General features: G+C 61.5%; 22 protein-coding genes and 1 riboswitch. Of the genes, 15 read left to right on the top strand and 7 right to left on the bottom strand.

Features of this window, described 5'->3' with window-relative positions; genetic code table 11:
• Positions 1-3,456, bottom strand: coding sequence for a chromosome segregation protein SMC (gene smc / locus ACFWW2_RS17465; RefSeq protein WP_393930058.1), 3,456 nt, complete (start codon positions 3,454-3,456; stop codon positions 1-3).
• 235 nt (positions 3,457-3,691) lie between these two features.
• Positions 3,692-3,909, top strand: a riboswitch (cobalamin riboswitch).
• A 106-nt stretch (positions 3,910-4,015) separates the two neighbouring features.
• Between smc and ACFWW2_RS17460 the strand changes: the two genes are divergently transcribed.
• From ACFWW2_RS17460 to ACFWW2_RS17450, 3 genes are all read left to right on the top strand, one after another.
• Positions 4,016-4,660 carry a HupE/UreJ family protein gene (locus ACFWW2_RS17460; RefSeq protein WP_393930056.1) on the top strand — a complete coding sequence of 215 codons (645 nt, stop codon included), beginning with the start codon at positions 4,016-4,018 and terminating at the stop codon, positions 4,658-4,660.
• A gap of 78 nt (positions 4,661-4,738) precedes the next feature.
• Entirely contained in the window at positions 4,739-5,800 is a 1,062-nt protein-coding gene (gene cobW, locus ACFWW2_RS17455; protein ID WP_393930054.1) for a cobalamin biosynthesis protein CobW, read from the top strand.
• Positions 5,797-6,246 carry a GNAT family N-acetyltransferase gene (locus ACFWW2_RS17450; protein ID WP_393930052.1) on the top strand — a complete coding sequence of 150 codons (450 nt, stop codon included), beginning with the start codon at positions 5,797-5,799 and terminating at the stop codon, positions 6,244-6,246. The genes cobW and ACFWW2_RS17450 overlap by 4 nt, the downstream gene beginning before the upstream one ends.
• A 2-nt stretch (positions 6,247-6,248) precedes the next feature.
• Here ACFWW2_RS17450 and ACFWW2_RS17445 read toward each other — a convergent pair whose 3' ends face one another.
• Complete coding sequence (locus ACFWW2_RS17445) at positions 6,249-6,503, bottom strand: hypothetical protein (RefSeq protein ID WP_393930048.1); 255 nt, start codon at positions 6,501-6,503, stop codon at positions 6,249-6,251.
• Positions 6,504-6,550: 47 nt separating this feature from the next.
• Between ACFWW2_RS17445 and cobN the strand changes: the two genes are divergently transcribed.
• From cobN to bluB, 7 genes are all read left to right on the top strand, one after another.
• Positions 6,551-10,264, top strand: coding sequence for a cobaltochelatase subunit CobN (gene cobN / locus ACFWW2_RS17440; protein WP_393930046.1), 3,714 nt, complete (start codon positions 6,551-6,553; stop codon positions 10,262-10,264).
• A gap of 135 nt (positions 10,265-10,399) precedes the next feature.
• Positions 10,400-11,002 (top strand): nucleotidyltransferase family protein, encoded by a 603-nt coding sequence (locus ACFWW2_RS17435; RefSeq protein WP_393930044.1) that lies wholly within the window; start codon positions 10,400-10,402, stop codon positions 11,000-11,002.
• Positions 11,003-11,048: 46 nt separating this feature from the next.
• Complete coding sequence (gene cobO / locus ACFWW2_RS17430) at positions 11,049-11,657, top strand: cob(I)yrinic acid a,c-diamide adenosyltransferase (RefSeq protein ID WP_393930042.1); 609 nt, start codon at positions 11,049-11,051, stop codon at positions 11,655-11,657.
• 24 nt (positions 11,658-11,681) lie between these two features.
• A complete protein-coding gene (locus ACFWW2_RS17425; protein ID WP_393930040.1) occupies positions 11,682-12,350 on the top strand; it encodes a YrbL family protein in 669 nt (222 codons plus the stop codon).
• 17 nt (positions 12,351-12,367) lie between these two features.
• Positions 12,368-12,712: a Lin0512 family protein gene (locus tag ACFWW2_RS17420; RefSeq protein WP_393930038.1), complete on the top strand. Its 345-nt coding sequence runs from the start codon at positions 12,368-12,370 to the stop codon at positions 12,710-12,712.
• Positions 12,709-13,071 carry a Lin0512 family protein gene (locus tag ACFWW2_RS17415; RefSeq protein ID WP_393930036.1) on the top strand — a complete coding sequence of 121 codons (363 nt, stop codon included), beginning with the start codon at positions 12,709-12,711 and terminating at the stop codon, positions 13,069-13,071. Before ACFWW2_RS17420 ends, ACFWW2_RS17415 begins: the two co-directional genes overlap by 4 nt.
• Positions 13,071-13,694 (top strand): 5,6-dimethylbenzimidazole synthase, encoded by a 624-nt coding sequence (gene bluB / locus ACFWW2_RS17410; protein WP_393930034.1) that lies wholly within the window; start codon positions 13,071-13,073, stop codon positions 13,692-13,694. The genes ACFWW2_RS17415 and bluB overlap by 1 nt, the downstream gene beginning before the upstream one ends.
• Here the strand turns inward: bluB and ACFWW2_RS17405 are convergent.
• The gene (locus tag ACFWW2_RS17405) at positions 13,691-15,337 is read right to left on the bottom strand and encodes a thiamine pyrophosphate-binding protein (RefSeq protein ID WP_393930121.1); all 1,647 of its coding nucleotides are present in this window, start codon (positions 15,335-15,337) and stop codon (positions 13,691-13,693) included. The two genes, bluB and ACFWW2_RS17405, sit on opposite strands and share 4 nt — an antisense overlap.
• 107 nt (positions 15,338-15,444) lie before the next feature.
• Between ACFWW2_RS17405 and ACFWW2_RS17400 the strand changes: the two genes are divergently transcribed.
• Complete coding sequence (locus ACFWW2_RS17400; RefSeq protein ID WP_393930032.1) at positions 15,445-15,975, top strand: NADPH-dependent FMN reductase; 531 nt, start codon at positions 15,445-15,447, stop codon at positions 15,973-15,975.
• A 10-nt stretch (positions 15,976-15,985) separates the two neighbouring features.
• Here ACFWW2_RS17400 and ACFWW2_RS17395 read toward each other — a convergent pair whose 3' ends face one another.
• Positions 15,986-16,381, bottom strand: a complete 396-nt coding sequence (locus ACFWW2_RS17395; RefSeq protein ID WP_393930030.1) for a VOC family protein — start codon at positions 16,379-16,381, stop codon at positions 15,986-15,988.
• A 35-nt stretch (positions 16,382-16,416) separates the two neighbouring features.
• Here ACFWW2_RS17395 and ACFWW2_RS17390 point away from each other — a divergent pair, with 35 nt between their 5' ends.
• Entirely contained in the window at positions 16,417-17,205 is a 789-nt protein-coding gene (locus ACFWW2_RS17390; RefSeq protein WP_393930028.1) for a MaoC family dehydratase N-terminal domain-containing protein, read from the top strand.
• Positions 17,206-17,259: 54 nt separating this feature from the next.
• On the opposite strand, the gene ACFWW2_RS17385 is transcribed toward ACFWW2_RS17390, so the two are convergent.
• Positions 17,260-17,988, bottom strand: coding sequence for an endonuclease/exonuclease/phosphatase family protein (locus ACFWW2_RS17385; protein WP_393930026.1), 729 nt, complete (start codon positions 17,986-17,988; stop codon positions 17,260-17,262).
• On the opposite strand from ACFWW2_RS17385, the gene ACFWW2_RS17380 reads away from it, so the two are divergent.
• A complete protein-coding gene (locus ACFWW2_RS17380; protein ID WP_393930024.1) occupies positions 17,987-18,646 on the top strand; it encodes a hypothetical protein in 660 nt (219 codons plus the stop codon). The genes ACFWW2_RS17385 and ACFWW2_RS17380 overlap by 2 nt on opposite strands.
• A 3-nt stretch (positions 18,647-18,649) precedes the next feature.
• Here ACFWW2_RS17380 and ACFWW2_RS17375 read toward each other — a convergent pair whose 3' ends face one another.
• The gene (locus ACFWW2_RS17375; protein ID WP_393930022.1) at positions 18,650-19,663 is read right to left on the bottom strand and encodes an NAD(P)/FAD-dependent oxidoreductase; all 1,014 of its coding nucleotides are present in this window, start codon (positions 19,661-19,663) and stop codon (positions 18,650-18,652) included.
• A gap of 48 nt (positions 19,664-19,711) precedes the next feature.
• On the opposite strand from ACFWW2_RS17375, the gene mnmD reads away from it, so the two are divergent.
• Positions 19,712-20,392, top strand: a complete 681-nt coding sequence (gene mnmD, locus ACFWW2_RS17370) for a tRNA (5-methylaminomethyl-2-thiouridine)(34)-methyltransferase MnmD (RefSeq protein WP_393930020.1) — start codon at positions 19,712-19,714, stop codon at positions 20,390-20,392.
• On the top strand, positions 20,382-21,248 hold the full coding sequence (locus ACFWW2_RS17365) for a DMT family transporter (protein WP_393930018.1): 867 nt from the start codon (positions 20,382-20,384) through the stop codon (positions 21,246-21,248). The genes mnmD and ACFWW2_RS17365 overlap by 11 nt, the downstream gene beginning before the upstream one ends.
• Here ACFWW2_RS17365 and ACFWW2_RS17360 read toward each other — a convergent pair.
• Complete coding sequence (locus ACFWW2_RS17360; RefSeq protein ID WP_393930016.1) at positions 21,245-23,263, bottom strand: lytic transglycosylase domain-containing protein; 2,019 nt, start codon at positions 23,261-23,263, stop codon at positions 21,245-21,247. The two genes, ACFWW2_RS17365 and ACFWW2_RS17360, sit on opposite strands and share 4 nt — an antisense overlap.
• Between the last annotated feature and the right edge of the window lie 148 nt (positions 23,264-23,411).

Below are 23,411 nucleotides of genomic sequence, written 5' to 3'. Positions count from 1 at the left end.
TCACGCCACCAGCGCTTCGGCTTTCTTGAGGTCCACAGACACCAGCTGCGACACGCCCTGTTCGCCCATTGTCACACCAAACAGCCGGTCCATCCGGCTCATCGTCACCGCATGGTGGGTGATGATCAGGAACCGGGTTTCGGTGCGGCGTGTCATCTCATCCAGCAGATCGCAGAACCGCGTCACGTTGGCATCATCCAGCGGCGCATCGACCTCGTCCAGCACACAGATCGGGGCCGGATTGGCCAGGAACACCGCAAAGATCAAGGCCAGCGCTGTCAGCGTCTGCTCACCACCCGACAGCAGCGACAGGGTGCTCAGCTTCTTGCCCGGTGGCTGGCACATGATCTCCAGCCCGGCCTCAAGCGGGTCATCGGATTCCACCAGAACCAGCTTCGCCTCACCACCGCCAAACAGATGGGTGAACAGCAGACCGAAATTATCATTCACCTGCTCAAAGGCGGTCAAAAGCCGCTCGCGGCCTTCCTTGTTCAGGCTCGCAATTCCCGACCGCAATGCGGCAATCGCCGCCTCAAGATCGGTCTTTTCGGACACCAGATTGTCATGCTCAACCTGGACTTCCTTGGCGTCCTCCTCGGCGCGCAGGTTTACGGCACCCAGCGAATCCCGCTGCCGTTTCAAGGCATTAACCTGGCCCTCGATCACGTCAGAGGCTGGCATCTGATCGAGATCGGCCTCCAGGCTTTCGAGCAGTTTGTCAGGCGTGACCTCCTGTGCCTCCATAATCCGCTCGGCGGCATAGGCGACCGTCTCCCGCGCGGCATCCGCTCGCGCCTCTGACCGGGCACGCGCCTCTCGCGCCTCCGACGCCAGACGCTCCGCATCGCGTTCCTGATGGCCCGCATCACGCAGGACGTTCTCAGCCTCGGCCAGCTTATCGGCCGACGCCTTGCGTCGGGTCTCGGCCTCGTCAATCGCTTCAGCCAGTTCGGCCCGTTTTGCCGCGATCTCTTCAGGGGCCGCTGTCGCCTCGGCCAGTTCCGCCTCTGATGCCGCCTTGCGTTCGGCCAGTTCCGCCGTGCGCTTGTTGGCCGTCTCCAGGCGGTGCTTCCAGCCCGAGATTTCTTTGGTGATCTCTTGTGATCGTTTCAGCCGCTGCTCACCCTCGCGGCGTACCTCGTCATGGGCAGACCGGCGTGACATCATGGTGATCCGCGCAGCCTCGACCGTCATCTTCACATCTTCAACCGACGCGCGCGCCTGATCCAGATCGGGCAGGCCCTGAGCGGTCTTTTCGGCCTCTGTTAGGGCCTTGCGCGCGATCATCGCCTCTTCTTCATGGCGCTTCACCGCCAGTCCAAGACTGTCCAATTTGCCCTGCGACAGATTTCGATCCGCCTCCGCCCGGCTTGCAGCCCGGTTTGCATCCGCCACGGCACGGTCGGCATCACGCCGGGCGGTGCGGGCGGCATGGTCGGCCTCCGTCTGCTGTTTCAACAGCGCGGTCAGTGCCTCATGCGCCTGCGCGGCGCCGACGGCCGTCGCCGCGGCCTCCTCCAGATCGCGCTTCAGCTCGGTCAGCCGGTTCAACTGCTGCAAACGCAGGGCCGCCGCTGATGGCGCATCCTCGGCCCCGGCGCGGAACCCGTCCCAGCGCCACAGATCACCATCCACAGAAACCAGCCGCTGCCCCGGCTTCAACGCCGCCTGCAACCGTGGGCCATCTGCAGCATCTACCAACCCCACCTGGCTCATCCGGCGCGCCAGAACCTCCGGCACGGTCACGTAATTCGTCAGAGCCATCACACCATCAGGCAAGGTCTGCGGCGTGGCATATCCTGGCAACAACGCCCAACCCGATTTCGCATCCGCGCCGACCTCTGGTGCGCGCAAATCATCGGCTAGTGCTGCACCAAGCGCCTTTTCATATCCGCCCTGAACTCGCAATAAATCAAGGACTTGCCCACCCTCAGCCGTATCGCGCTCCACCAGCTTGGCCAATGCGGCCACCTCGGCGCGCAAGGCATTCGCCTCACCCTCCGCCTCGGACCGCGACGCGCGCGCATCGCTTTCGCGACCTTGCGTTTCGGCCCGTGCCGCCTCGGCCTCGGCCAGCGCCTTGTCCGCCGCCTCAGCCGCCGCAACCGCCAGTTTTTCAGCCTCACCCGCCGCTGCAAAATCCGCCTCGGCCTTGGCGAGCGCTGCCGCCGCCTCTTCCATCGCGGCCTTGGCGCGCGCCGCCTCACCTTCGTTCTTTTCCAGGGTGGTGCGGTTGTCTTCCACCAGACGCTGCGCCGACTGATGACGCGCCGCCAAACGCGCCACATCTTCGGTCAATTGCGCCGAATCCGCTTCGCGCTCCTGCAGCACACCCGCCGCCTCGCGGGCGGCAACCTGCGCCTCTTCCAGGCGCTTTTCATGCCCTTCACCGGCCTTGGCGATCTCGCGGGCTTCCCATTCCAGCCGCTCAATCGTCTCGCCCGCGTCCTTGTTTAGCCCGCTCTCGCGTTCCATATCGCGGCCCAACTGGTCAATCCGGGCGCGCAGGGTTTCGATCATCTCAAGCGCGCGCGCTTCCTGATCTTTCAGCGTATCGCGCTGCACCTGCAGGCGCCGCAATACTGCTGCCGCAATCGCCTCTTCCTCGCGCAATGGGGGCAAAGCATCTTCGGCCACCTGCCTACCCTTAGAAGCCTCTCGCGCAGCTTTCTCGGCCTGTGCCGCTGCCGTTGTCCGCTCGCGCAACTGCTCAGACGCCGCCAACAACGCCTCATCCGCCTCTTTCCAACGACGGAACAGCAACATGCCTTCGGCCTTGCGCAGCTTCTCACCGATCTCGCGATAACGCGCCGCCTGTTTGGCCTGCCGGGCCAGTTGGCCCAATTGCGACGCCAGTTGTTCGATCACATCATCAACGCGGGTCAGGTTGGTCTCTGCCCCTTTCAGCTTCAACTCCGCCTCATGGCGGCGCTGATAAAGACCCGAAATCCCCGCCGCTTCTTCCAGAATACGCCGCCGCGATTTCGGCTTGGCGTTGATCAGTTCTGAAATCTGGCCTTGCCGCACCAACGCGGGTGAATGCGCACCGGTCGAAGCATCGGCAAACAGCATCTGCACATCGCGGGCGCGCACATCTTTGGCGCCGACCTTATAGGCAGAACCGGCATCGCGGGTGATGCGGCGAATGATCTCCAGATTGTCATTGTCGTTAAAGGCCGCAGGCGCCAGCCGCTCACCATTGTCGATGACCAGCGACACCTCGGCAAAGTTGCGCGCCGGTCGGGTCGCAGCGCCGGCAAAGATCACATCTTCCATGCTACCGCCACGCATGGCCTTGTGGCGATTTTCGCCCATGACCCAGCGCAGAGCCTCCAGCAGATTCGATTTGCCACAACCATTCGGCCCCACAACCCCCGTCAGACCATCGGCAATGATCAGATCGGTGGGGTCGACAAAGCTTTTAAAGCCATTGAGTCGTAGCTTGCTAAATCGCACTGGATACCTGCTCTTGATTCCCTCAAGTTGACAAATTCTGTCCCCGCAAGGCCCCCGGTGTCAACGAAAGCCATCTACATAAGGCCAAATCACGCCACTTATCCACAAGATATTGCGGTAATCTATCTTCTTTCTTCCATAAATACTCCCGCCGGACGCTGCCAACCTGTCAACCGAGGCCGTCATCGGCTCTGTAAAGGTCGGTTTCCACCTTGACGGCGCGGTCTGCAAAGGCGCACAACATTCCTTGTATGGTTCCCCGACGATGCCAAGCTTCAGGGGATCAAATGGGAATGTGGACGGGCCGATCCAAATCGGGGGCCTCAAGCCACAGCCGCCCCCGCGACTGTATGCGGAGAGTGCTTTGCGAATATGCCACTGGGTCCGCCCGGGAAGGCCGCAAAGTGCATCGACCCGCAAGCCAGGAGACCAGCCATACGTCGGGGTAAATGCCTCGGGAAACAACAACGGACGGGGTGTTCCGTGGGGGTTCTGGCCGGGGCAGATGCCGCGACCACTCCATGAAATCCCCCCTTTAAGACGATCCAAAGGGGACGACATGAAACGTATTATCACAGCCGCAGGCCTCAGCCTCGCCGCCTCACCCGCTCTCGCACATCACCCGCTGAACGGCATGCCGATGGAGACATTTGCGCATGGCGTACTCTCTGGCGTGGGTCACCCCGTGCTGGGCTTTGATCACCTGTTCTTCGTGGTCGCCATGGGGATCGCCGCGCTGTTCACCGGGCGCAAGCTGCTGACACCCGCGGCCTATATCGGGGCCATGCTGATCGGCACCGCGCTGATGTATGCAGGCATCGCCATGCCGATCGCCGAAACGGTGATCGTCCTGTCCTTGATCGTGCTGGGTGGCATCGTCCTGTCCGGCAAGGCGCTGAATACCACGACCGCTATCCTGATCTTCGCAACCTTCGGTCTGTTCCACGGCTCCGCCTTCGGCGGCTCCATCGGGGGGCAAGAGGGCGGCGTTGGTGGCGCGGTCCTCCTGGGCTATCTGATCGGACTTGGTGTGATCCAGTACGTCATCGCCATCGGCGCAGGCTGGGTCGTCACGAAACTCGGCGCATCTGACGCGACCGCCATCAACGCCCGCCTTGGCGGCGCAATGGTCGCCGGTGTCGGTGTCTTTCTCGCGCTGGAAATTGTCGAAGGGCCCATTGTGGCCCTTCTGGCCGCCGCTTAAGCGCCAAACAAAACATGAAACATGGCGGCCCCGCAGGGGCCGTCATTCCGTTTGGTCAACCCTTTCAAGGACGCGCAAATGCTCGCCAAAATCCCCGCTACCGTCGTCACCGGCTTTCTCGGCGCCGGGAAAACCACGTTGATCCGCCACATGCTGCAAAACGCGCAAGGCAAACGGATCGCGCTGATCATCAACGAATTCGGCGATCTCGGCGTCGATGGTGACATCCTCAAGGGTTGCGGGGATGAGGTCTGCAGCGAAGACGACATCGTCGAGCTGTCCAATGGCTGCATCTGCTGCACCGTGGCCGATGATTTCATCCCCACGATGGAAGCGCTTCTGGCCCGCGATCAGAAACCCGACCACATCGTCATCGAAACCTCCGGCCTCGCCCTGCCGCAACCGCTGGTGCGCGCCTTCAACTGGCCCGGCATTTCCACCAAAGTTACCGTCGACGGTGTGGTCACCGTCGTTGATGGCCGGGCTGTGCATGACGGCCAGTTCGCCCATAACGTCGCCGCCGTCGATGCCCAGCGCGCGCAGGATGAAAACCTCGACCACGAAACCCCGCTCTCCGAACTGTTCGAAGACCAGATCGCCTGTGCCGACATGATCGTCGTAAACAAGACTGATCTTCTTGACGGGTCAGAGGCCGACACACTTACCGCCCGGCTAAAATCCGAAAGCCGCGCCGGCGTGCAGGTCGTCAAGGCCAGCATGGGCGCGTTGCCGGTCGATGTCCTGCTCGGTCAGGGGATCGGCGCGGAAAGCGACCTCGCCGCGCGGCACGAAATCCACCATCACCACCACCATGATGATGACGAAGGCGACCACGATCATGAACACGACCACGGCCATGACGAATTCGAAAGTTTCATCGTCACTCGTGGCGAAATCAGCGACGCCAACGCCTTCGCCGAACAGGTGGCCGACACGATCCGCGAACATGACATCCTGCGGCTCAAAGGCTTTGTCGCCGTCGCGGGCAAACCCATGCGCCTGACCCTGCAGGCAGTCGGCCCGCGCGTCGAAACCTATTTCGATCAGCCCTTCGGCGATGCACCCCGCCACACCCGTCTTGTCGTGATCGGCGAGGCAGGGCTGGATCAGGCCGCCATCACCGTCGCCCTGTCGCGATGATCGTTGTCGAACGCACCGACCCGCGCCATCCCGGCGCCGTGGCCCTGCTGCAGCGAAGCCACGCACTGATGCAAAGCCTGTTCCCGCCAGAGGACAATTTCTATCTCGACATCAATGATCTGGCCGCAGATCACATCCATTTCTTCACGGCCCGGCAGGGCGACAGCATCCTCGGAACCGGCGCCGTCGCCATCAAGGACGGCTATGGCGAAATCAAATCCATGTTCGTGGATCAGGCCGCGCGCGGCACCGGCGTCGCCGATGCCCTGATGCGCCAGCTCGAGGACGCAGCCCGCGAAAACGGCGTCACCCTGCTGAAGCTCGAAACCGGCAATGTCCTGCACGCGGCACATAAACTCTATCGCCGTCACGGCTTCACCGATTGCGGGCCGTTCGGCGACTATGTCGCCGCCAAAAGCTCGATCTTTATGGAAAAGAAGCTGTGATCTCAGCCCGGCCGCTGATCCAGATCGCGCATCGGCTTGCCGCGCGCCTCGTCCACATCCACGTCATCGGCAGGATCGGACGGACGATCCTGGCTTGGATCCGCACCTGCGGCCTGCGCCTTTTTCATCCGGGCCAGCAATTCCTCCTTGCTCGGCCGCTGACCAAAGGGCTTCTTAGCCGACCCATGGGCATTATGTTCGCGATGTTTTGGTGCCTTCTTGCCCATTTTCGGCGCTCCTGCGGCTTTGTAGTCCATGATCTTTCCTCTTCATCTAGGGCGCAGCTACCACGGGGCCAGCGCTGATGCATCTGCTTGCTGCAACCCCCGGCGCGATTTCTGACGGAACCGAACCCGTCGATCTGGGTCAGACCCCCGCCGATCTGGTCATCGTTTCCGCCGCCGACACCGAACTGGCCGCCCTGTCGGATGCACGTAGCGAAATGGCCGATCCGCCAACCCTGCGGCTGGCCAATATGATGCACCTGACCCACCCGATGTCGGTCGATCTGCATCTGGACAATTGCGCCACGAAATCCCGGCTCGTCATCGCCCGCGTCCTCGGCGGGGCAGGTTACTGGAAATACGGGCTGACTCAATACGCCGCGCGGCTGCATGCGGCAGGCATCCCCTTTGCCGCCCTGCCCGGCGATGATAAACCGGACCCTGAGTTGCGTGGGCTTTCGACCGTCAGCGAACAGGATTACGACACCCTGTGGTCCTACCTTGTCGAAGGCGGCCCGCAGAACAGCACCAACCTGCTCGCCTATGCAAAGGCCATGCTGGACGGCGGCGCAAAACCCGCCGCCCCCGCGCCGCTCCTGCGCGCCGGGGTCTACTGGCCCGGCGCAGGCATCGCCGACCTTGCAGCAGCCCAGGCAACATGGACCAACGGTGCAGCCATCATCCCCATCATCTTCTACCGCGCCCTCGTCCAGGGCGGCGGGCTGAACCCCATCAACCGGCTCACACGCAGCCTGTCACGTGCAGGCCTCAACCCGCTGCCCATCTTCGTGGCCAGCCTCAAGGACCCCATCAGCACCGCCACACTGAAATCGGTCTTCGACGCCGCCCCGCCCGACGCGATCCTGAACTGCACCGCCTTCGCTGTGGGCTCTCCGCATGACGGCGACGACAGCCCGGAAAACCCTTTGCTCGCCAACAACGCCACAATCTTTCAGGTCATCCTGTCTGGTGCCGCCGAATCCACATGGGCCGACGGGTTGCACGGGCTGACCGCCCGCGACATCGCCATGAACGTCGCCTTGCCAGAGGTCGACGGACGCATCCTGTCACGCGCAGTCAGCTTCAAGGGCGAGGCTTTCTTCGACGACGCCACCGAATGCCCCATCGCCACCTATCAGGCGCGCGGCGACCGGATCGATTTCGTCAGCCAGTTGACAAAAAACTGGGCCAACCTGCGCCACACGCCACCGCAGGACAAGAAGGTCGCCCTGATCCTCGCCAACTACCCCAACAAGGACGGGCGGCTTGCCAATGGCGTCGGCCTCGATACACCCGCCGCCACAATCCACGTGCTGAAACTGCTACAAACGGAGGGCTACGAGGTCACACTACCCGCCGACAGCGCCGCGCTGATGCACCAGATCATGGACGGCCCCACAAACTGGCTCACCGACAGGGCCGACAAGGAGGGCGGCGAATTCCTCCTCCTCGCCCTCTACCAGCAATATTTCGACGCACTCCCCTGGGACATCAGGGAGCAGATCACCAGCCGCTGGGGCCAGCCCGAAGACGATCCGTTCATCCACGCTGACGGTTTCGCCCTCAGTATCCACCGCTTCGGCAACGCCGTGGTCGGCCTGCAACCTGCGCGCGGCTACAATATCGACCCGACCGACACCTACCATTCGCCCGACCTCGTCCCCCCGCACAACTACCTGGCCTTCTATTTCTGGCTGCGCCACCATTGGGGCGCGGACGCCATCGTGCATATGGGCAAACACGGCAACCTCGAATGGCTGCCGGGCAAGGCCGTCGCCCTGTCCGAAACCTGCTGGCCAGAGGCCGTGCTTGGCCCCACACCCCATATCTACCCTTTCATCGTCAACGACCCCGGTGAAGGCACGCAGGCCAAGCGGCGCGCCAGCGCGGTCATCATCGACCACCTGACCCCACCACTGACCCGCGCCGAAAGCTACGGCCCTTTGCGCGATCTGGAGGCGCTGGTCGATGAATATTACGAGGCCGCAGGCGTCGATCCCCGCCGGATCGATCATCTGCGGCGCGAAATCCTGTCCTTATCAGACGTCACCGGCCTTGGAAAAGACGCAGGCTTCACCGGCGATAGCGACGGTGACCTCGGCAAACTCGACGCCTATCTTTGCGAACTGAAAGAGGCGCAGATCAGGGACGGGCTGCACATCTTTGGCCAATCGCCCACCGGGCAACAGGAACGCGATCTGGCCATCGCGCTCGCCCGCGTGCCACGCGGCGACGGCAAAGGGGCCAACGCCTCACTCCTCCGGGCACTGGCTGCCGACCTGAACCTTGGCTTCGACCCGCTCGATTGCGACATGGGTGCACCGGCAGCAAAAAAATCCGACGCTCTCGCCGATGGCACCACCTGGCGGACCAATGGCGACACGATCGAAAAACTCGAAAACCTCAGCCAAAAACTCTTGCGGGACGGCGGGTGGGGCGATGTGGGGTTCACCCCACGAGCGTCACAGGCCGTCCTCACGGAAATCCGCGACCACATCCTGCCCACTATCCAAACCTGCGGCCGGTCCGAAGGGGCGGCCCTCCTCACGGCCCTTTCAGGGCACTTCGTCAGCCCGGGCCCGTCAGGCGCCCCAACGCGCGGGCGGCTCGATGTGCTGCCCACCGGGCGCAATTTCTTCAGCGTCGACAGCCGGGCCGTTCCCACCCCAACCGCCTGGGCGCTGGGCTGGAAATCCGCCAACCTCTTGATCGAAAAACACCTGCAGGACCACGGTGACTGGCCACGAACCATGCTGATCACCGCCTGGGGCACCGCGAATATGCGCACCGGCGGCGATGACATTGCGCAGGCACTCGCACTGATGGGCGTCAAACCGACCTGGGACAGCGCCAACCGGCGCGTCACCGGCTTCGAAATCCTGCCCCAATCCGTCCTCGGCCGCCCGCGCGTCGATGTGACCCTGCGTATTTCCGGCTTCTTTCGCGACGCCTTTCCGCAACTCATCGCACTGGTCGATTCCGCCGCCCGCGCCGTACAGGCACTGGACGAACCCGATGATCTCAACCCCGCCGCCGCCCGCACCAGACAAGGCGAGGATCAGTCCCGCGTCTTCGGCTCCAAACCCGGCGCTTACGGGGCCGGCCTGCAAGCCCTGATCGACGAACGGATCTGGACCGACAAGGCCGACTTCGCCGAGGCCTATCTGGAATGGGGCAGCTACGCCTACGGGTCAGGGGCCGAAGGTCGCAGGGCCCGCGCGGCCATGGAACAGCGCCTGTCTCAGACCGAGGCCATCGTGCAAAACCAAGACAACCGCGAACACGACATCCTCGACAGCGACGATTATTACCAGTTCGAAGGGGGTGCCGCAGCCGCCATCAGCACATTGCAAGGGCAGGACCGCCCAATCTATCACAACGATCACTCACGCCCCGAACGCCCCATTATCCGCACGCTGGATGATGAAATCGGGCGCGTCGTGCGGTCCCGCGTGGTCAACCCCAAATGGATCGACGGCGTCAAACGGCACGGCTACAAGGGCGCGTTCGAAATTGCTGCGACAGTGGATTACCTCTTCGCCTTCGCCGCGACGACTGGCGCGGTGCGCAACCACCATTTCGACCTCGTTGAAGAGGCGTTCATCGCCGATGACGTCACCCGCGACTTTATCGCCGATGCCAACGCCCCAGCGCTCAAGGAAATCGCCGAACGGCTGCAGGAAGCAATAGACCGCAACCTCTGGCAGCCGCGGTCAAACTCGGCCCGGGCGCGCATTGCGGGGCTGCTGTCAGATGCCAGTGGCCAGCGCAGCAACACTCAGATAACACAGTAATAAGGCTCCACAAAAATAGGGCATCAGATCGTCCAGTCCTTGATTTTACGTTGCAGACATAGTGTAGGCAAACAACGTCGCGAAAGCGGGAAAGGTTCACCAAATTTCCCCCAAAATCATCAGATCAGAGGGCGCATGAACCACCTTCGCTACGCCAATTTGCCAAAGAAAAAACAATGCGATGTTCTGGTAAGCATTGTTGAAGAATGCGCACCGCTGATTCAGGTCTTCTCCCAAGCGCGCACACTCAACCTGCCCGACTGGTGGATCGTCTCGGGCGCGATCTACAATCAGGTCTGGAACCACCTGACCGGCAGGCCAGACCTACATGGCGTCAAAGATATCGACCTGTTCTACTTCGATCCGGATACCAGCTACGGCGCAGAGGACGATGCGATCAGGCGTGCCGAAAGCCATTTTGACACCCCGGTGCCCGTCGAGGTCCGCAACCAGGCGCGGGTCCATGTGTGGTACAAGGATCATTTTGGACAGGACTATGACCCGCTGACGAAAACCACCGACGGCATCGACAACTTTGCCTGCAAAACCCACTCGGTCGGGATGCGCCTTAGCCCGGACAACCGGTTCGACATCTACGCACCCTTCGGCCTGGACGACATCTTCAGCTTCCGCCTTACGCCCCATACCAAACGCGACAACCGGGCTACACATCTGGCCAAAGCCAAACGTCAGATGAAACTTTGGCCGGAACTGAGCTTTGTGCCATGGCCAGATTGAACCCACCCCCGCCTCCCGCTACGCTCAGCCGCAAAGGAGCCATCCCATGACAGACGATACCGAACGCCACGCAATGAAAATGGCCAAGAAAAAGGCCGCCCGCGACAAGATCATGGCGACCAAGACCGACAAAAAAGGCCTGATCATCGTCCATACGGGTAAGGGCAAGGGCAAATCCTCGGCCGCTTTTGGCATGATCTTCCGCTGTATCGCCCATGACATGAAATGCGCCGTCGTGCAGTTCATCAAAGGGGGCATGTCGACCGGTGAGCGCGACCTGATCCTGTCAAAATTCAGCGATACCTGCGCCTTCCACACTATGGGCGAAGGCTTCACCTGGGAAACCCAGGACAAATCCCGTGATACGGAAATGGCGCAGGCCGCATGGGCTAAGGCCAAGGAACTGATCCTGGATGACACCAACCACATGGTCCTGCTGGACGAAATCAACATCGCGATCCGCTATGACTATGTCAGTGCTACCGAAGTGGTGGACTTCCTGAAAAACCACAAACCCGAAATGACCCATGTGGTGCTGACCGGGCGGAACGCGCATGAAGACCTGATTGAACTGGCCGATCTGGTCACTGAAATGGAACTGGTCAAACATCCGTTCCGGTCCGGGATCAAGGCGCAGATCGGGGTGGAATACTGATCAGCGCGGGGCAAGGGCACCGGCATGACACGTGCTTTGATCCTCAGCGAAACCGACCTTGTTGCCAGCGGCGTGCAGCGGGCCGTCTACTTGCACCCGCATGACAAGACAAAACTGGTCAAGGTACTGCGTCCGGCAGAAGAGATGCCCGCCCGGACCAATTTCAACGGGATCATGGACCGTCTGTTTCCCAGCACCCGTCTACGCCAGATCCGCAAGGAATATCAGGAATACCTGCGCACGATGCTGCGCCACCCCGAAGCCGATTATCACAGCCCGATTTCACATATGTACGGCTTTGCAACGACCAATATGGGGCTGGGATGCATCACCGAACGGGTAATGAACGCGGATGGCACGCTGGGGCCCACCATCGGGGCGATGGCCAAGGCGGGCAATCTGACGCAGGACGCTATCGACCTGCTCAACGATACAATCGGGCGCATTTACAGGTATCATATCCGCGCCAGCGACATGAACTCGAACAATTTTGTCGTCGGCCATCGCGACAGTGGCAGCGGGATGGGGCCAAGGGAATGTGTGCTGGTGGACGGGTTCGGCGATATCCATGCAATCCCGGTGCGGTCGATGGGACAATGGGCAAATCGCATGGGGCTGGATGACAGCTGCCGACGACTTGCCCGCAACACAGGGCTGCAATGGGACGGCGCTGCGCGCCGGTTCTCGCGCTAGGGACGAAAGGATATGACATGGCAAAACACCGCGTTCTGACCGAATTCGGCATGGGCACCAGCCTGCGCCGCCAGGATTACACGCAGGCCGCGCGGCGAGGGCTGCAGGATGCGCTCTGGCACAACTCCATCAACATGGCCGAACTTTTCGGGTTCCCGAAAGAGGCTATGCTGATTGATGTGCAGATCGGGGTGCAGGAACCGGATCAGGTGGATACAGACAGCCTGCTCGATATCTTCCCCTACGGCCAGCCGACCATCACGGTGCATCATGGCGGGCTGGATATACCCCGCCCGGACAGACCCCCGACCGTCATCGCAAATGTGGCGATCAACGTGTCCTTCGACATGGTGCCCGCATGACCGAACAACGCGTGATCATCGAAATGGGCATGGGCAACGACCTGCACGGGATGGACTATCAAAAAGCCGCCCAGCGCGCGATCGAGGATGCGATACGCCATTCCACCCTGCCAATCTTCGAAAGTATCGGCTTGCCCCACACGGACATGCGCGTGCAGGTCACCGTGGGCGTGCAGGACCCCGATCAGATCGACGCGGATGCGCTGACCGCCGGTCTGCCGCGCGGTCGGGCCACGGTCCGCGCGGTCAAGGGCGGCCTGAACGTTCCCAATCCCGAAACCGGCGACACCGCAGTTGTCGCGACAGCCGCGGTCGAGGCTTTTCTGCCCTCGCAAAAGGGCAAATGGACCGCCACTTGATGGAACTGACCGACGCCCACCGCAAGGCCCTGCATGACGTTCTGCAATGGCGGCGCGACGTGCGGCACTTTCTGCCTGACCCGATCGCGCCCGAAACCCTCGCGGTGCTGCGCAAGGCGATGGACATGGCCCCGTCCGTCGGCAACGCCCGGCCCTGGCGGGTCTTGCAGGTGACGACACCAGCACTGCGCGATGCCGTCATCGCCAATTTTGAGGCCGCAAATGCAGCGGCAGGCGCGATCTACGATGACGAAAAACGCGCAGCCTATGATCAACTCAAACTGGCCGGACTGCGCGACGCGCCGGTGCATCTGGCCGTGTTTACAGAGCAGACACCGGGCGAAGGCCACGGGCTCGGCCGTCAATCCATGCCCGAAATGCTGAACTACTCCACCGTGTCGGCCATCCACACGCTATGGCTGGCGGCACGGGCCGAAAACCTTGGGCTCGGCTGGGTGTCGATCCTTGATCCCGACGGCATCGCCCGGATCCTGAACGTGCCCGACAGCTGGCAACTGACCGGCTACCTGTGCCTTGGCAAGGCTGCGTTCGATGATGACACCCCGCTGCTGCACCGTCAGGACTGGCAGGAAAACACCGCAACGCAGTGGCGGGAAATCTAGCGCTTCATCGCCGCATCACGCACCGCACTCAGCGTAGCACCGGTCGCCAACGCCTCTTCATCGACCTTGCATTCGATGATGGCCAATGTCCCCGCATCCTGCGCCCTTGCAAACGCCGCCGGGAAATCGGCGGTCTTGCTGACCACCTCACCATGCCCGCCATAGGCGCACGCGAGCGCTGCAAAGTCCGGGTTGGCCAGTGCGGTCCCCGACACACGCCCCGGATAGGTTTTTTCCTGATGCATGCGGATTGTGCCATAGCGCCCGTTATTCATCACAACCACAATCGGTCTGGCCCCATGCTGGACCGCCGTCGACAACTCGTTACAGGTCATCTGGAAACACCCGTCACCCGCCAGACACACCACCGTGCGGTCAGGATATTCCAGTGACGCCGAAATCGCCGCCGGAAACCCGTATCCCATCGACCCGGATGTCGGGGCCAGACAGGTACCATACTGCTTGTAGACGAAATAGCGATGCAGCCACGCGGCATAATTCCCCGCGCCATTGGCGAGGATCGCATCATCGGGCAGGTTGTCAGACAACCACCGGATCACCTCTTCCTGTTTCAGATCGCCGGGGCTTTCCTGCGGTGTCACCCAAGCCTCGTAATCGGCGCGGGCGTCCGATGTCCAGTCGGCCCAGTTGCCTGCGGCGCCTGCATCGGCCAGATGTTTCAGCACCGTGGGCGCCGTGGCGGCAACGGCAATATCTGGCGCATAAACGCGGCCCAGCTCATTGGGGTCGGCATGGACATGCACGATCGTCTTGGCAGGATCAGCCGGATCAACCAGCGTGTAACCTTGCGTTTCGATGTCACCAAACCGGGTGCCCAGCAGCATCAGCGTATCGGCCTCGCGCACGCGGGCCGCCAGCTTCGGGTTCACCCCCACATTCAGGTCACCCACGTAATGCGCATGGTGATTGTCCATGTAATCCTGACGGCGGAACCCGGCAGCCACCGGCACACCCTGCGTTTCGGCAAAGGCCTGCAGATGGGCCTGCGCTTCGCGGCTCCAATGCGGGCCACCGACCACCACCAGCGGTTTCAGCGATTGGGCAAGCGCGTGCATGATCGCCTGCGTCACATCGGCGGACATCGGGTGCAACACCTCCGGCAGCCGCAAATCGGACACATCGGCACTGGCGCTCAGCATGTTTTCAGGCAGCGCCAGCACAACCGGCCCGGGTCGACCCGACATGGCCACACGAAACGCGCGGCCGATATATTCCGGCAGACGGTCGGTATGATCCACCTGCGCCACCCATTTGGCCAGACCGCCAAACATGGCGCGATAATCCACCTCCTGAAATGTCTCGCGATCAGTATGGCGATTATCGATCTGGCCCACGAACAACACCATCGGCGTGCTGTCCTGCATGGCGATATGGATACCCGCACTGGCATTCGTCGCCCCCGGCCCGCGCGTGACAAAGCAGACACCGGGCTGGCCCGTCATCTTGCCATAAGCCTCAGCCATCATCGCAGCCCCGCCTTCCTGCCGGCAAACAACGTTCTGGATGCAACTGTCATAAAGCCCATCGAGAGCGGCAAGAAAGCTTTCCCCCGGCACCGAAAACACACGGCGCACGCCCAACCTGACCAGTTGATCGCTCAGAATTTTACCACCGTGCCGGATCACTGCCGCCCCCCTTTTGCGATTTTGCAGGGATCATGTGCGAACTGTTCGGGTTGCGCAATCAGACATTCGCGTTAGGTCTGTTCCAAACATCGAAAGGACCAATCATGACCACCCTGCTTGGCATCTCCGGCTCGCTCCGCAAGGCGTCGACCAACACCATGCTTATGCGCAACGCCGCTGAAATCTTTAACGCCGACACCTTCATCGAAGGGGACATCAACTTCCCGCTGTATAACGGCGATCTTGAAGAGGCGTCAGGCATTCCCGCCGCCGTGCAAACGCTGGCCGATCAGATTGCAGCTGCGGATGCCGTCATCATTTCTACTCCGGAATACAACAAGGCGATTTCCGGGTCCCTGAAGAACGCGCTCGACTGGGTCAGCCGAACCAAGGGCGGGCCGTGGAAAGACAAGCCGCTGGCGATCATGTCTGCCGCTGCAGGCCGCGCAGGTGGCGAGAGGTCACAATTTTCCCTTCGCCTCGCCATGATGGCCTTTCGCCCGCGCATCCTGCAGGGACCCGAGGTGCTGGTGGCAAATTCCAGCAAGGAATTCGACGAGAACGGCAAACTGACTGGAGAGCTTTACATCAAGCTGCTGACCGAGTTGATGGATGAGTTGCGCACCATGACCTAGGGTCCGGACCCTAAGCGCGCTGCGACACCTCGATCAGATTGCCATCAGGATCACGAATATAAAGCGACATGATCGGCCCTGTCGCGCCCGTCCGGGCGACAGGGCCTTCTTCGATGGCTACGCCCGCCTTGTCGAAATGGACCTGCCATTCATCCAGCGGCGCATCGGACAAAAAGCAAAGGTCAGCAGACCCTGGTTGCGGCACCGCCGCCTTGGGATCGAAGGGGCCATCCGCCGGATGCAGGTTGATTTTCTGCGCAGCAAATTTCAGCGCCCAGCGTGTTGTACCGTCCGCCGGACGGAAATGTTCAGGCACCATCCCCAACACATCGCGATAAAACGCCACCGTCCGCTCCAGATCGGCAACGGTCAGCACAATATGGTCCAAATCTGACAATTGGGGCATTTGCGCGCGCCTTTCATTCCGCTTACGCTTTGATCATGCACGACAATCACAACCGATCCCAGACCCGAAGCGATCCTTTTGACATAGCCCGCGCCCATGCGCTGCAGGCCACGTTCGGGCATACACCTGACCTGCGAACAGGCGATCCAATGCCGCCCTTCTTTCACCAGATCTATTTCTGGGATCCGCAACCGCCAGCCCATCTGGGGCGCGATGGTCATCCCGCTACAGGCGGTTTCATCCCAGACCTTGGCTTGCCGCGGCGGATGTGGGCGGCGGGTAGTCTGACGTTTCACCGCCCGCTTCTGGCGGGGATCAAGGCCGAACGCGCCAGCACGATTGAGGCCGTGACCCGCAAACAGGGACGATCCGGCCCTTTGGGTTTTGTGACCCTGAAACATGACATCAAACAACGCGGCACCCTGGCCCTGACAGAGCGGCAGGAACTGGTCTATCGCGAGGATGGAACAGCAACCGCACCGCCACAGGCACAAACCGACGAAACCCATGCCGAGACATTCGATTTCAACAGCACGCTGCTCTTTCGTTACTCTGCGCTGACCTTCAACGGGCACCGCATCCATTACGATGAAACCTATGCCCGCAATGTCGAAGGTTATGACGGGTTGGTGGTGCATGGCCCGTTACTGGCCCACCTGCTAATTGGCTTGGCCGCGCGGCAGTTGGGCAGTCTGAGCCATTTCAGCTATCGCGCGACAGCCCCGCTCATGCATCACGAAACCGCAACGTTGTGCTGGAAGGCGGGGCAGGTATGGGTCAGGGGACCGGACGGGCGGCAATGCATGATTGCAGAGGCCGGGTAGACAGAATTTCTCGAAATTCTGTGGCACCACGAAAATTCTGGAATTTTCGTGCGCTCAGGCAATGTCAGCCCAGATCGGCAGGTGGTCGGATGCATGTCGGGCCGGCCCCTCCTGCACAACTCCGGCCTTGCGCACCACCAGCCCCGGTGACACAGCGATCCGGTCCAGCGCCGCAATCGGCCGGGCGGCGTGGAAACTGTGGCCGGGCGCATGAATGTCAAACGCATCCAATACTTCGAGCCCCTTATGTGGGGACCATTCGTTGAAATCACCGGCCACCACAGCATGTGAACACCCCTCCACCGCTCTGGCGATGGCGCGCAACTGACCCGCCCTGTGCCGCCGCATCAGACCCAAATGCGTGGCAACAAGACTGAACCTGGGCAGATCGACGCGCACCGCCCCGCGCGGCTCTAACCCCGGCAGGTCGATATGGGTGACCTTGCCATAAGGCATCCCCTTGCGCACCAGAACCGCATTGCCGTGCCAACCCAGACTGACATCGTTCCTGGCGACTGGGACCACCTCAAAATCCGTCTCGGCATCGATCATGCTGCGGCACAGGACCGACGGGCGCGCGCCCATCCGCCTGTCCGCCTCTTGCAAGGCGATCACATCTGCCTCCAACCCGTTCAGAACGTTCAGAATCCGCATCGGATCACGGCGGCGATCCAAACCTTTGGCCTTGCGGATATTGTAACTGGCGACCCGAAGGCTTTTATCTGAGTGATACATGCCGAACAAATGGGGGCGGCAGAAGAAAAAGGAAAGGGTCTGTATCATGCCGGGTGGGCAACTGTTCGGACAAAGCCGGATTATCGCGATCTTGTGGGGCATCTTGCTGCTCACATCGCTCACCGCGCTTGTCTTTGGGCTGTGGGAACTCAGCTTTGTCGCGATCGCGACATTGGCCTTGGCCGTTGCACCAGCCTTTCTGGCATCACGACTGGACATCTCGCTACCGGTCCCATTCGTCGTCGCCACCACGATCTTTATTTTTGCCAGCGTGTTCATGGGCGAGCTGTTTGATTTTTATGAACGTGTCTGGTGGTGGGATATCGCCTTGCATGGCGCGTCCTCTATCGGGTTTGGCCTGATCGGCTTTCTCTTCGTTTTCATGCTGTTTGAGGGTGACCGCTACGCAGCACCCCCGTTCGCCATGGCGTTCATCGCGTTTTGCGTTGGCGTCATGGTCGGTACCATGTGGGAAGTGTTCGAGTTTGCCATGGACAGTTGGTTCGGTCTGAACATGCAGAAAACCGGGCTGGACGACACGATGCTTGATCTGATCATCAATGCGATCGGCGCAAGTTTTGGTGCCTTTGCCGGGTTCATTTATCTGCGCCGCAGGGGAAACCACTGGATCAGCGGCCTGATTGAAGATTTCGTCGCCCGCAACAAACGCCTTTACCAGAAATCGCGAAACCGGCTGGGCAAGTAGATATCAGCCCGGTGCGGCGCGGAAATCATCAGGTATCGTATCCCGCCCATCCAGCAGAAGGTCGGCCATCACCTCGCCGACTTTCGGAGCCATGCCGAACCCGATCTTGAACCCACCATTGGCGACAAATGCCCCCGGCCGCACCGGATGATGGCCCAACACCGGGGCGCGGCTGCGGCTGCGCGGGCGCACCCCTGCCCAGCGCTCAATGACCGGCGCATCGGCGAGTATGGGAAAGGCCGCAAAGGCCCGTTCAAGCACGTCATCCAGCGCCTCATCGGTACTGCTGGGGTCGTCAAACACACGCTCTGACGTTGATCCGACTGCGACCGTACCGTTGCCATGCGGAATGATATGCAATGCATCGGCGAAAAGCTGAGGCTGGCCTGCGGCATCGTAATCCAACAGGGCGGCTTGCCCCTTGACACCGTTACCCCCGATTTCCTTGCAGCCGTCCCAGCCTGTGGCCCAGACCACCTGTCCCTGCGCGGGTCCGGCGTGCGTGACCTCACCGCCCAAGGCCACAACCGCATCAGCAAGCGCGCGTGTCGCGTTGCGCGGGTGGATCAGCGCCGACAACGTATCCCGGATCACCAGCCCGGTTGGTGACGGCGGCACCCATGTGCCTTCCACTGCCGAAATAACCTCCCACGCTGCCTTGCCCTGCCACAGCTCTGCCGCCGACAGAGCCCGCGCGCGCGCCAAATCAACCGCACGTTCATCCGCCAACGGCTGCAATCGGCCGGTTCTCGCATAGCCCACATCAGCCCCGGTCAAGGCTTCAACACCAGCCCAGAATCCTTCGGCCATGATCAGGCTTTCGAACTGAAACGCCTTCTTGGCGTTCCAGTTTTCCGGCACATGCGGGGCCAACGCACCGACCAGTCCGCCGCTGGCACCCGCCGCCACGCCATTGGGGTCGATGACCCGCACACGTGCACCGCGCTGCGCGCAGGCATAGGCCACCGACAGGCCGAAAATGCCCGCCCCCATCACTGTCACATCTGCCGTTGCCATTCCGCGTCCCAACGCCCAAAGATAGCCGCATCCTTAGGGCATGGGCGGATGGCAGACCAGACAGCAAAACTCGACTGGCGGGATGGTGTGCCGATCGCAACCGCGTTCGACGACCCTTATTATTCGCTCGACAATGGGTTGGCCGAGACGCGGCATGTGTTTCTGGCGGGCAATGACCTACCTGCGCGGTTTGGTGGTGATTTTCAGATTGCAGAGCTGGGGTTTGGTACCGGGCTGAACCTGCTGGTCACATGGGCGGCATGGGTGGAGGCCGGGCGGCCCGGCGCGCTGCACTTCACCTCGTTCGAGGCGTTTCCGATGGCGCTGCAGGATATGGCAGATGCGCTGTATCATTTTGCTGACTTGGCGCCCTACGCCAAAACTTTGTTGGCGGAATGGACACCGAACGCTGGACCTGTACACCTCTCAGAAGGGCCGGTCCTGCATGTGATCACCGGCGATGCGCGACAGACGCTGCCTGCGTGGACACAGAAGGCGGATGCCTGGTTCCTCGACGGCTTCTCGCCCGCCAAGAACCCGGAACTCTGGGAACCTGACCTGCTGAAAGCCGTCGGCCAGCACACCAAACCGGGCGGGACTGCAGCCACCTATAGCGCCGCCGGGCACATCAGGCGCAGCCTGGAGGCAGCGGGTTTCACCGTCAGCCGCTCCCCCGGTTACGGACGCAAACGGCATATGACGCGCGCATTGATGCCCGATGCAGAGTAACACGCGCCTTGGCATCCTTTTGATGATCGCGACGACATTCGTTTTTGCGGTGCAGGACGGTATCTCACAGCATTTGGCGAGCAATTACAACGTGCTGATGATCGTCATGATCCGGTACTGGTTCTTTGCTGCCTTTGTCATCACCATCGCGACACGACAATCGGGTTCGGTGCGGGCGGCGGCAGCCACGAAACAACCCATTCTCCAGATCTCGCGCGGCGTCCTTCTTGCCACGGAAATCTGCGTGATGGTCACTGGTTTTGTCTATCTGGGGCTGGTGGAAAGCCATGCGATCTTTGCCTGTTATCCGCTGTTGATCGCGGCACTGTCGGGTCCGGTCCTTGGCGAAACAGTCGGCTGGCGGCGCTGGGTCGCTATCGCGATCGGCTTTGTCGGCGTTCTGGTCATTCTGCAGCCCGGCTTTGCGGTCTTTGCACCGGCTGCGGTAATCCCGCTTGCGGCGGCGCTGATGTTTGCCCTTTACGGGCTGCTGACACGCTATGCCGCCCGCAAGGACAGCACAGCGACATCGTTCTTCTGGACCGGGACGGTGGGGGCGGTGGTGATGACCGCTGTGGGCCTATGGTTTTGGGAACCCATGATCCTGACAGATTGGTACTGGATGGGCGCGCTTTGCATCACCGGGGCGACAGGGCATTGGCTGTTGATCAAAACCTACGAGGTCGCAGAGGCCAGCGCGGTACAGCCTTTTGCCTATTTGCAACTGGTCTTTGCCAGTGCCATCGGGCTCATGATCTTTGGTGAAGCACTGCGCTGGAACGTCGCCTTAGGAGGTGCAATCGTTGTCGGTGCGGGGCTGTTCACGCTCTGGCGGGCCCGTCAGAAAACGGTCTAGCCGCCTGATACCCGCTCCGGCCGGGCAATCGGACGTACGCTGGGGGCGTCGCCTACCACCTGCGGCAGTGGGCGCGCACGTGGACGCAACAGCGGCTTGACCCCCACCAGCATCTTGGTGAGTGCAATGGGGCCTGTCTCTCCGCTCACCCGTGCCTGATAAATCGGGATGCTTTCGGTCACACGCATTACGTAATTCCGGGTCTCGCGAAACGGGATATGTTCGATCCAGTCGATCACATCCATTTCGCCTAAGCGAGGGTCGCCACGTTCCCGCATCCAGGACAGCGGGCGGCTCGGGCCTGCATTATAGCCCGCCGCGATCATGACCGGAGAGTCGCCAAACTCTTCCTCCAGAACCGACAGGTATTTGGCACCCAGCGTGGCGTTGTATTCCCAATCCGTGGTCAAGCGGGCCCTAGAGTAGGGCAGATCAAGAAATCCAGCCACCTCTTCCGCCGTTGCTGGCATCAACTGCATCAGTCCCAGCGCGCCGACCGGGCTGCCGATGGCGATGTTGAATTCACTTTCGCGGCGGGCAATCGACAGGGCCAAGGCCGGGGCAACCGGCAAATCCATCTGCGCCAGATCATGCATTGGGAAATAGTTTTGCGGTACGATCACGCCTCGCCTTACGGCCCGCTTGCCCAAGAGCAGGGTGTAATACTGCTCATCCATCTCATCCAGCGCAGCACCGACCTGCGCCAACGCACCCGGCTCCAGCGTCGCGCCAAGTTCGGCAAAGAATGTCACCGCATGTCCGCGCTGACCGGATTCCAACAACAAAAACGCCGCTTTGGTCAGGTCCTGCGCGAAAACATCCGATTGCGGGACAATCGGGGTCTGCGCCCAGATCGGATCAAGCGAGCGGCCCAGCTTTTCTGCGGCCAGCAAGCCGTAGAATCCTGTCTGGTGTTCGGCGGCGACGGCATAAGCTGCAGCCGCCAGAGCGGGGGCATCCATCACCTCATGAGTGCGACCGATCCAGTAGTGCATCCGGCCCTTGGAAATAGGCGTTTCGACAGACGCTGCCGCCGTCTCAAAATGATCAAGAGCCTGCACGGGATCACCCAGATAAGTCAGGGCGATGTAGCCCGACAGCCATTCCAGATCGGCAAAGGCGGCGCCGTCCGTCAGGTAATGGCGGGATGCCAGATCATAGGCCTGTTGTGCCCGCCCCTCGCGCATTTCCCAGCGCGCCAGCGACCGGCGCCAGCCGGACCAGCGAAACGGTTCACCCAATGATGCGCGGCTGGTAGACCGGTCCATCAGGATCTTGACGGCATCGCTGCGCCGTCCCTGCCCGGCCAGCCAGTTGTAACGGGCATAGGCCAGCCCGGCATCTTCCCGGGACTCTGCCGGGACAGCCGCCAGAAGTTTCGGAATACTGGCCGAGCGATTGATGAAACCGATGCGGGCGCGGGCAAGTGCCTGTTGATCCGGCTCCAGCAACCGCAGCGTGCGCGCGGCATCGGTGGTACGTCCGCGCCACAAAAGCGCATCGGTGCGAGCCACATGGTACGGGGCCAGTTCCGCGCCGAACGCATCAATCATGGCCTTGTGGCCGTCATCGGTCAGGCGGCTTTCGAGCCAGACCGTGCGCAACGCCGCCTCAGCCTCTTCCTCTTTATCATTTGTGATCAATGCCTTGGCGAAGGTCACGGCACCTTCGCCCGTTTGTGGCGTTATATCCCCAAAGAACGCCAACACCTCGGCGGGATCAGCATCGTCTTCAATCTGCAACTCACCCGCGGCGCGCAAGCGGTCTTGGCTTGGCCAATCGGGACGCTTTGCAAAGAAGGTCAGGTATTCGTCAAGCGTGGCATCACCACGGCGCAGACGCATCCATGTCAGCACATCTGTGGTGACCGGATCAGCCTCGGCCGCCAGTTCATAGGCCTGCCCCCAGCTTTGGTCAGCGGCCCTGATGGCGGCGATATCGGCCGGGTCGACGTCCTGCGATGCGGCCGGACCTGCGACAATGGCGGCCACAAAAGCAAAGGTCAGAATTCGCATGAATGTCACCGCACTGCCTGTTTTGTTCGTAAGGTAACCCAAGCCCTTCCAATAACAACTCACAAACTTGGCAATCGGCAGAAAGGTGGCTAGGGTCCGCGCGATTTTACCACGGCGATTCAAGCCATCAAACGAAAAGGAAGCGTGC

This window comes from Yoonia sp. R2-816 (assembly GCF_046762905.1).
Classification (GTDB): domain Bacteria; phylum Pseudomonadota; class Alphaproteobacteria; order Rhodobacterales; family Rhodobacteraceae; genus Yoonia.
The sequence above is the reverse complement of the archived record's forward strand: the minus strand, read 5'-3'. Positions and strand labels throughout refer to the sequence as shown.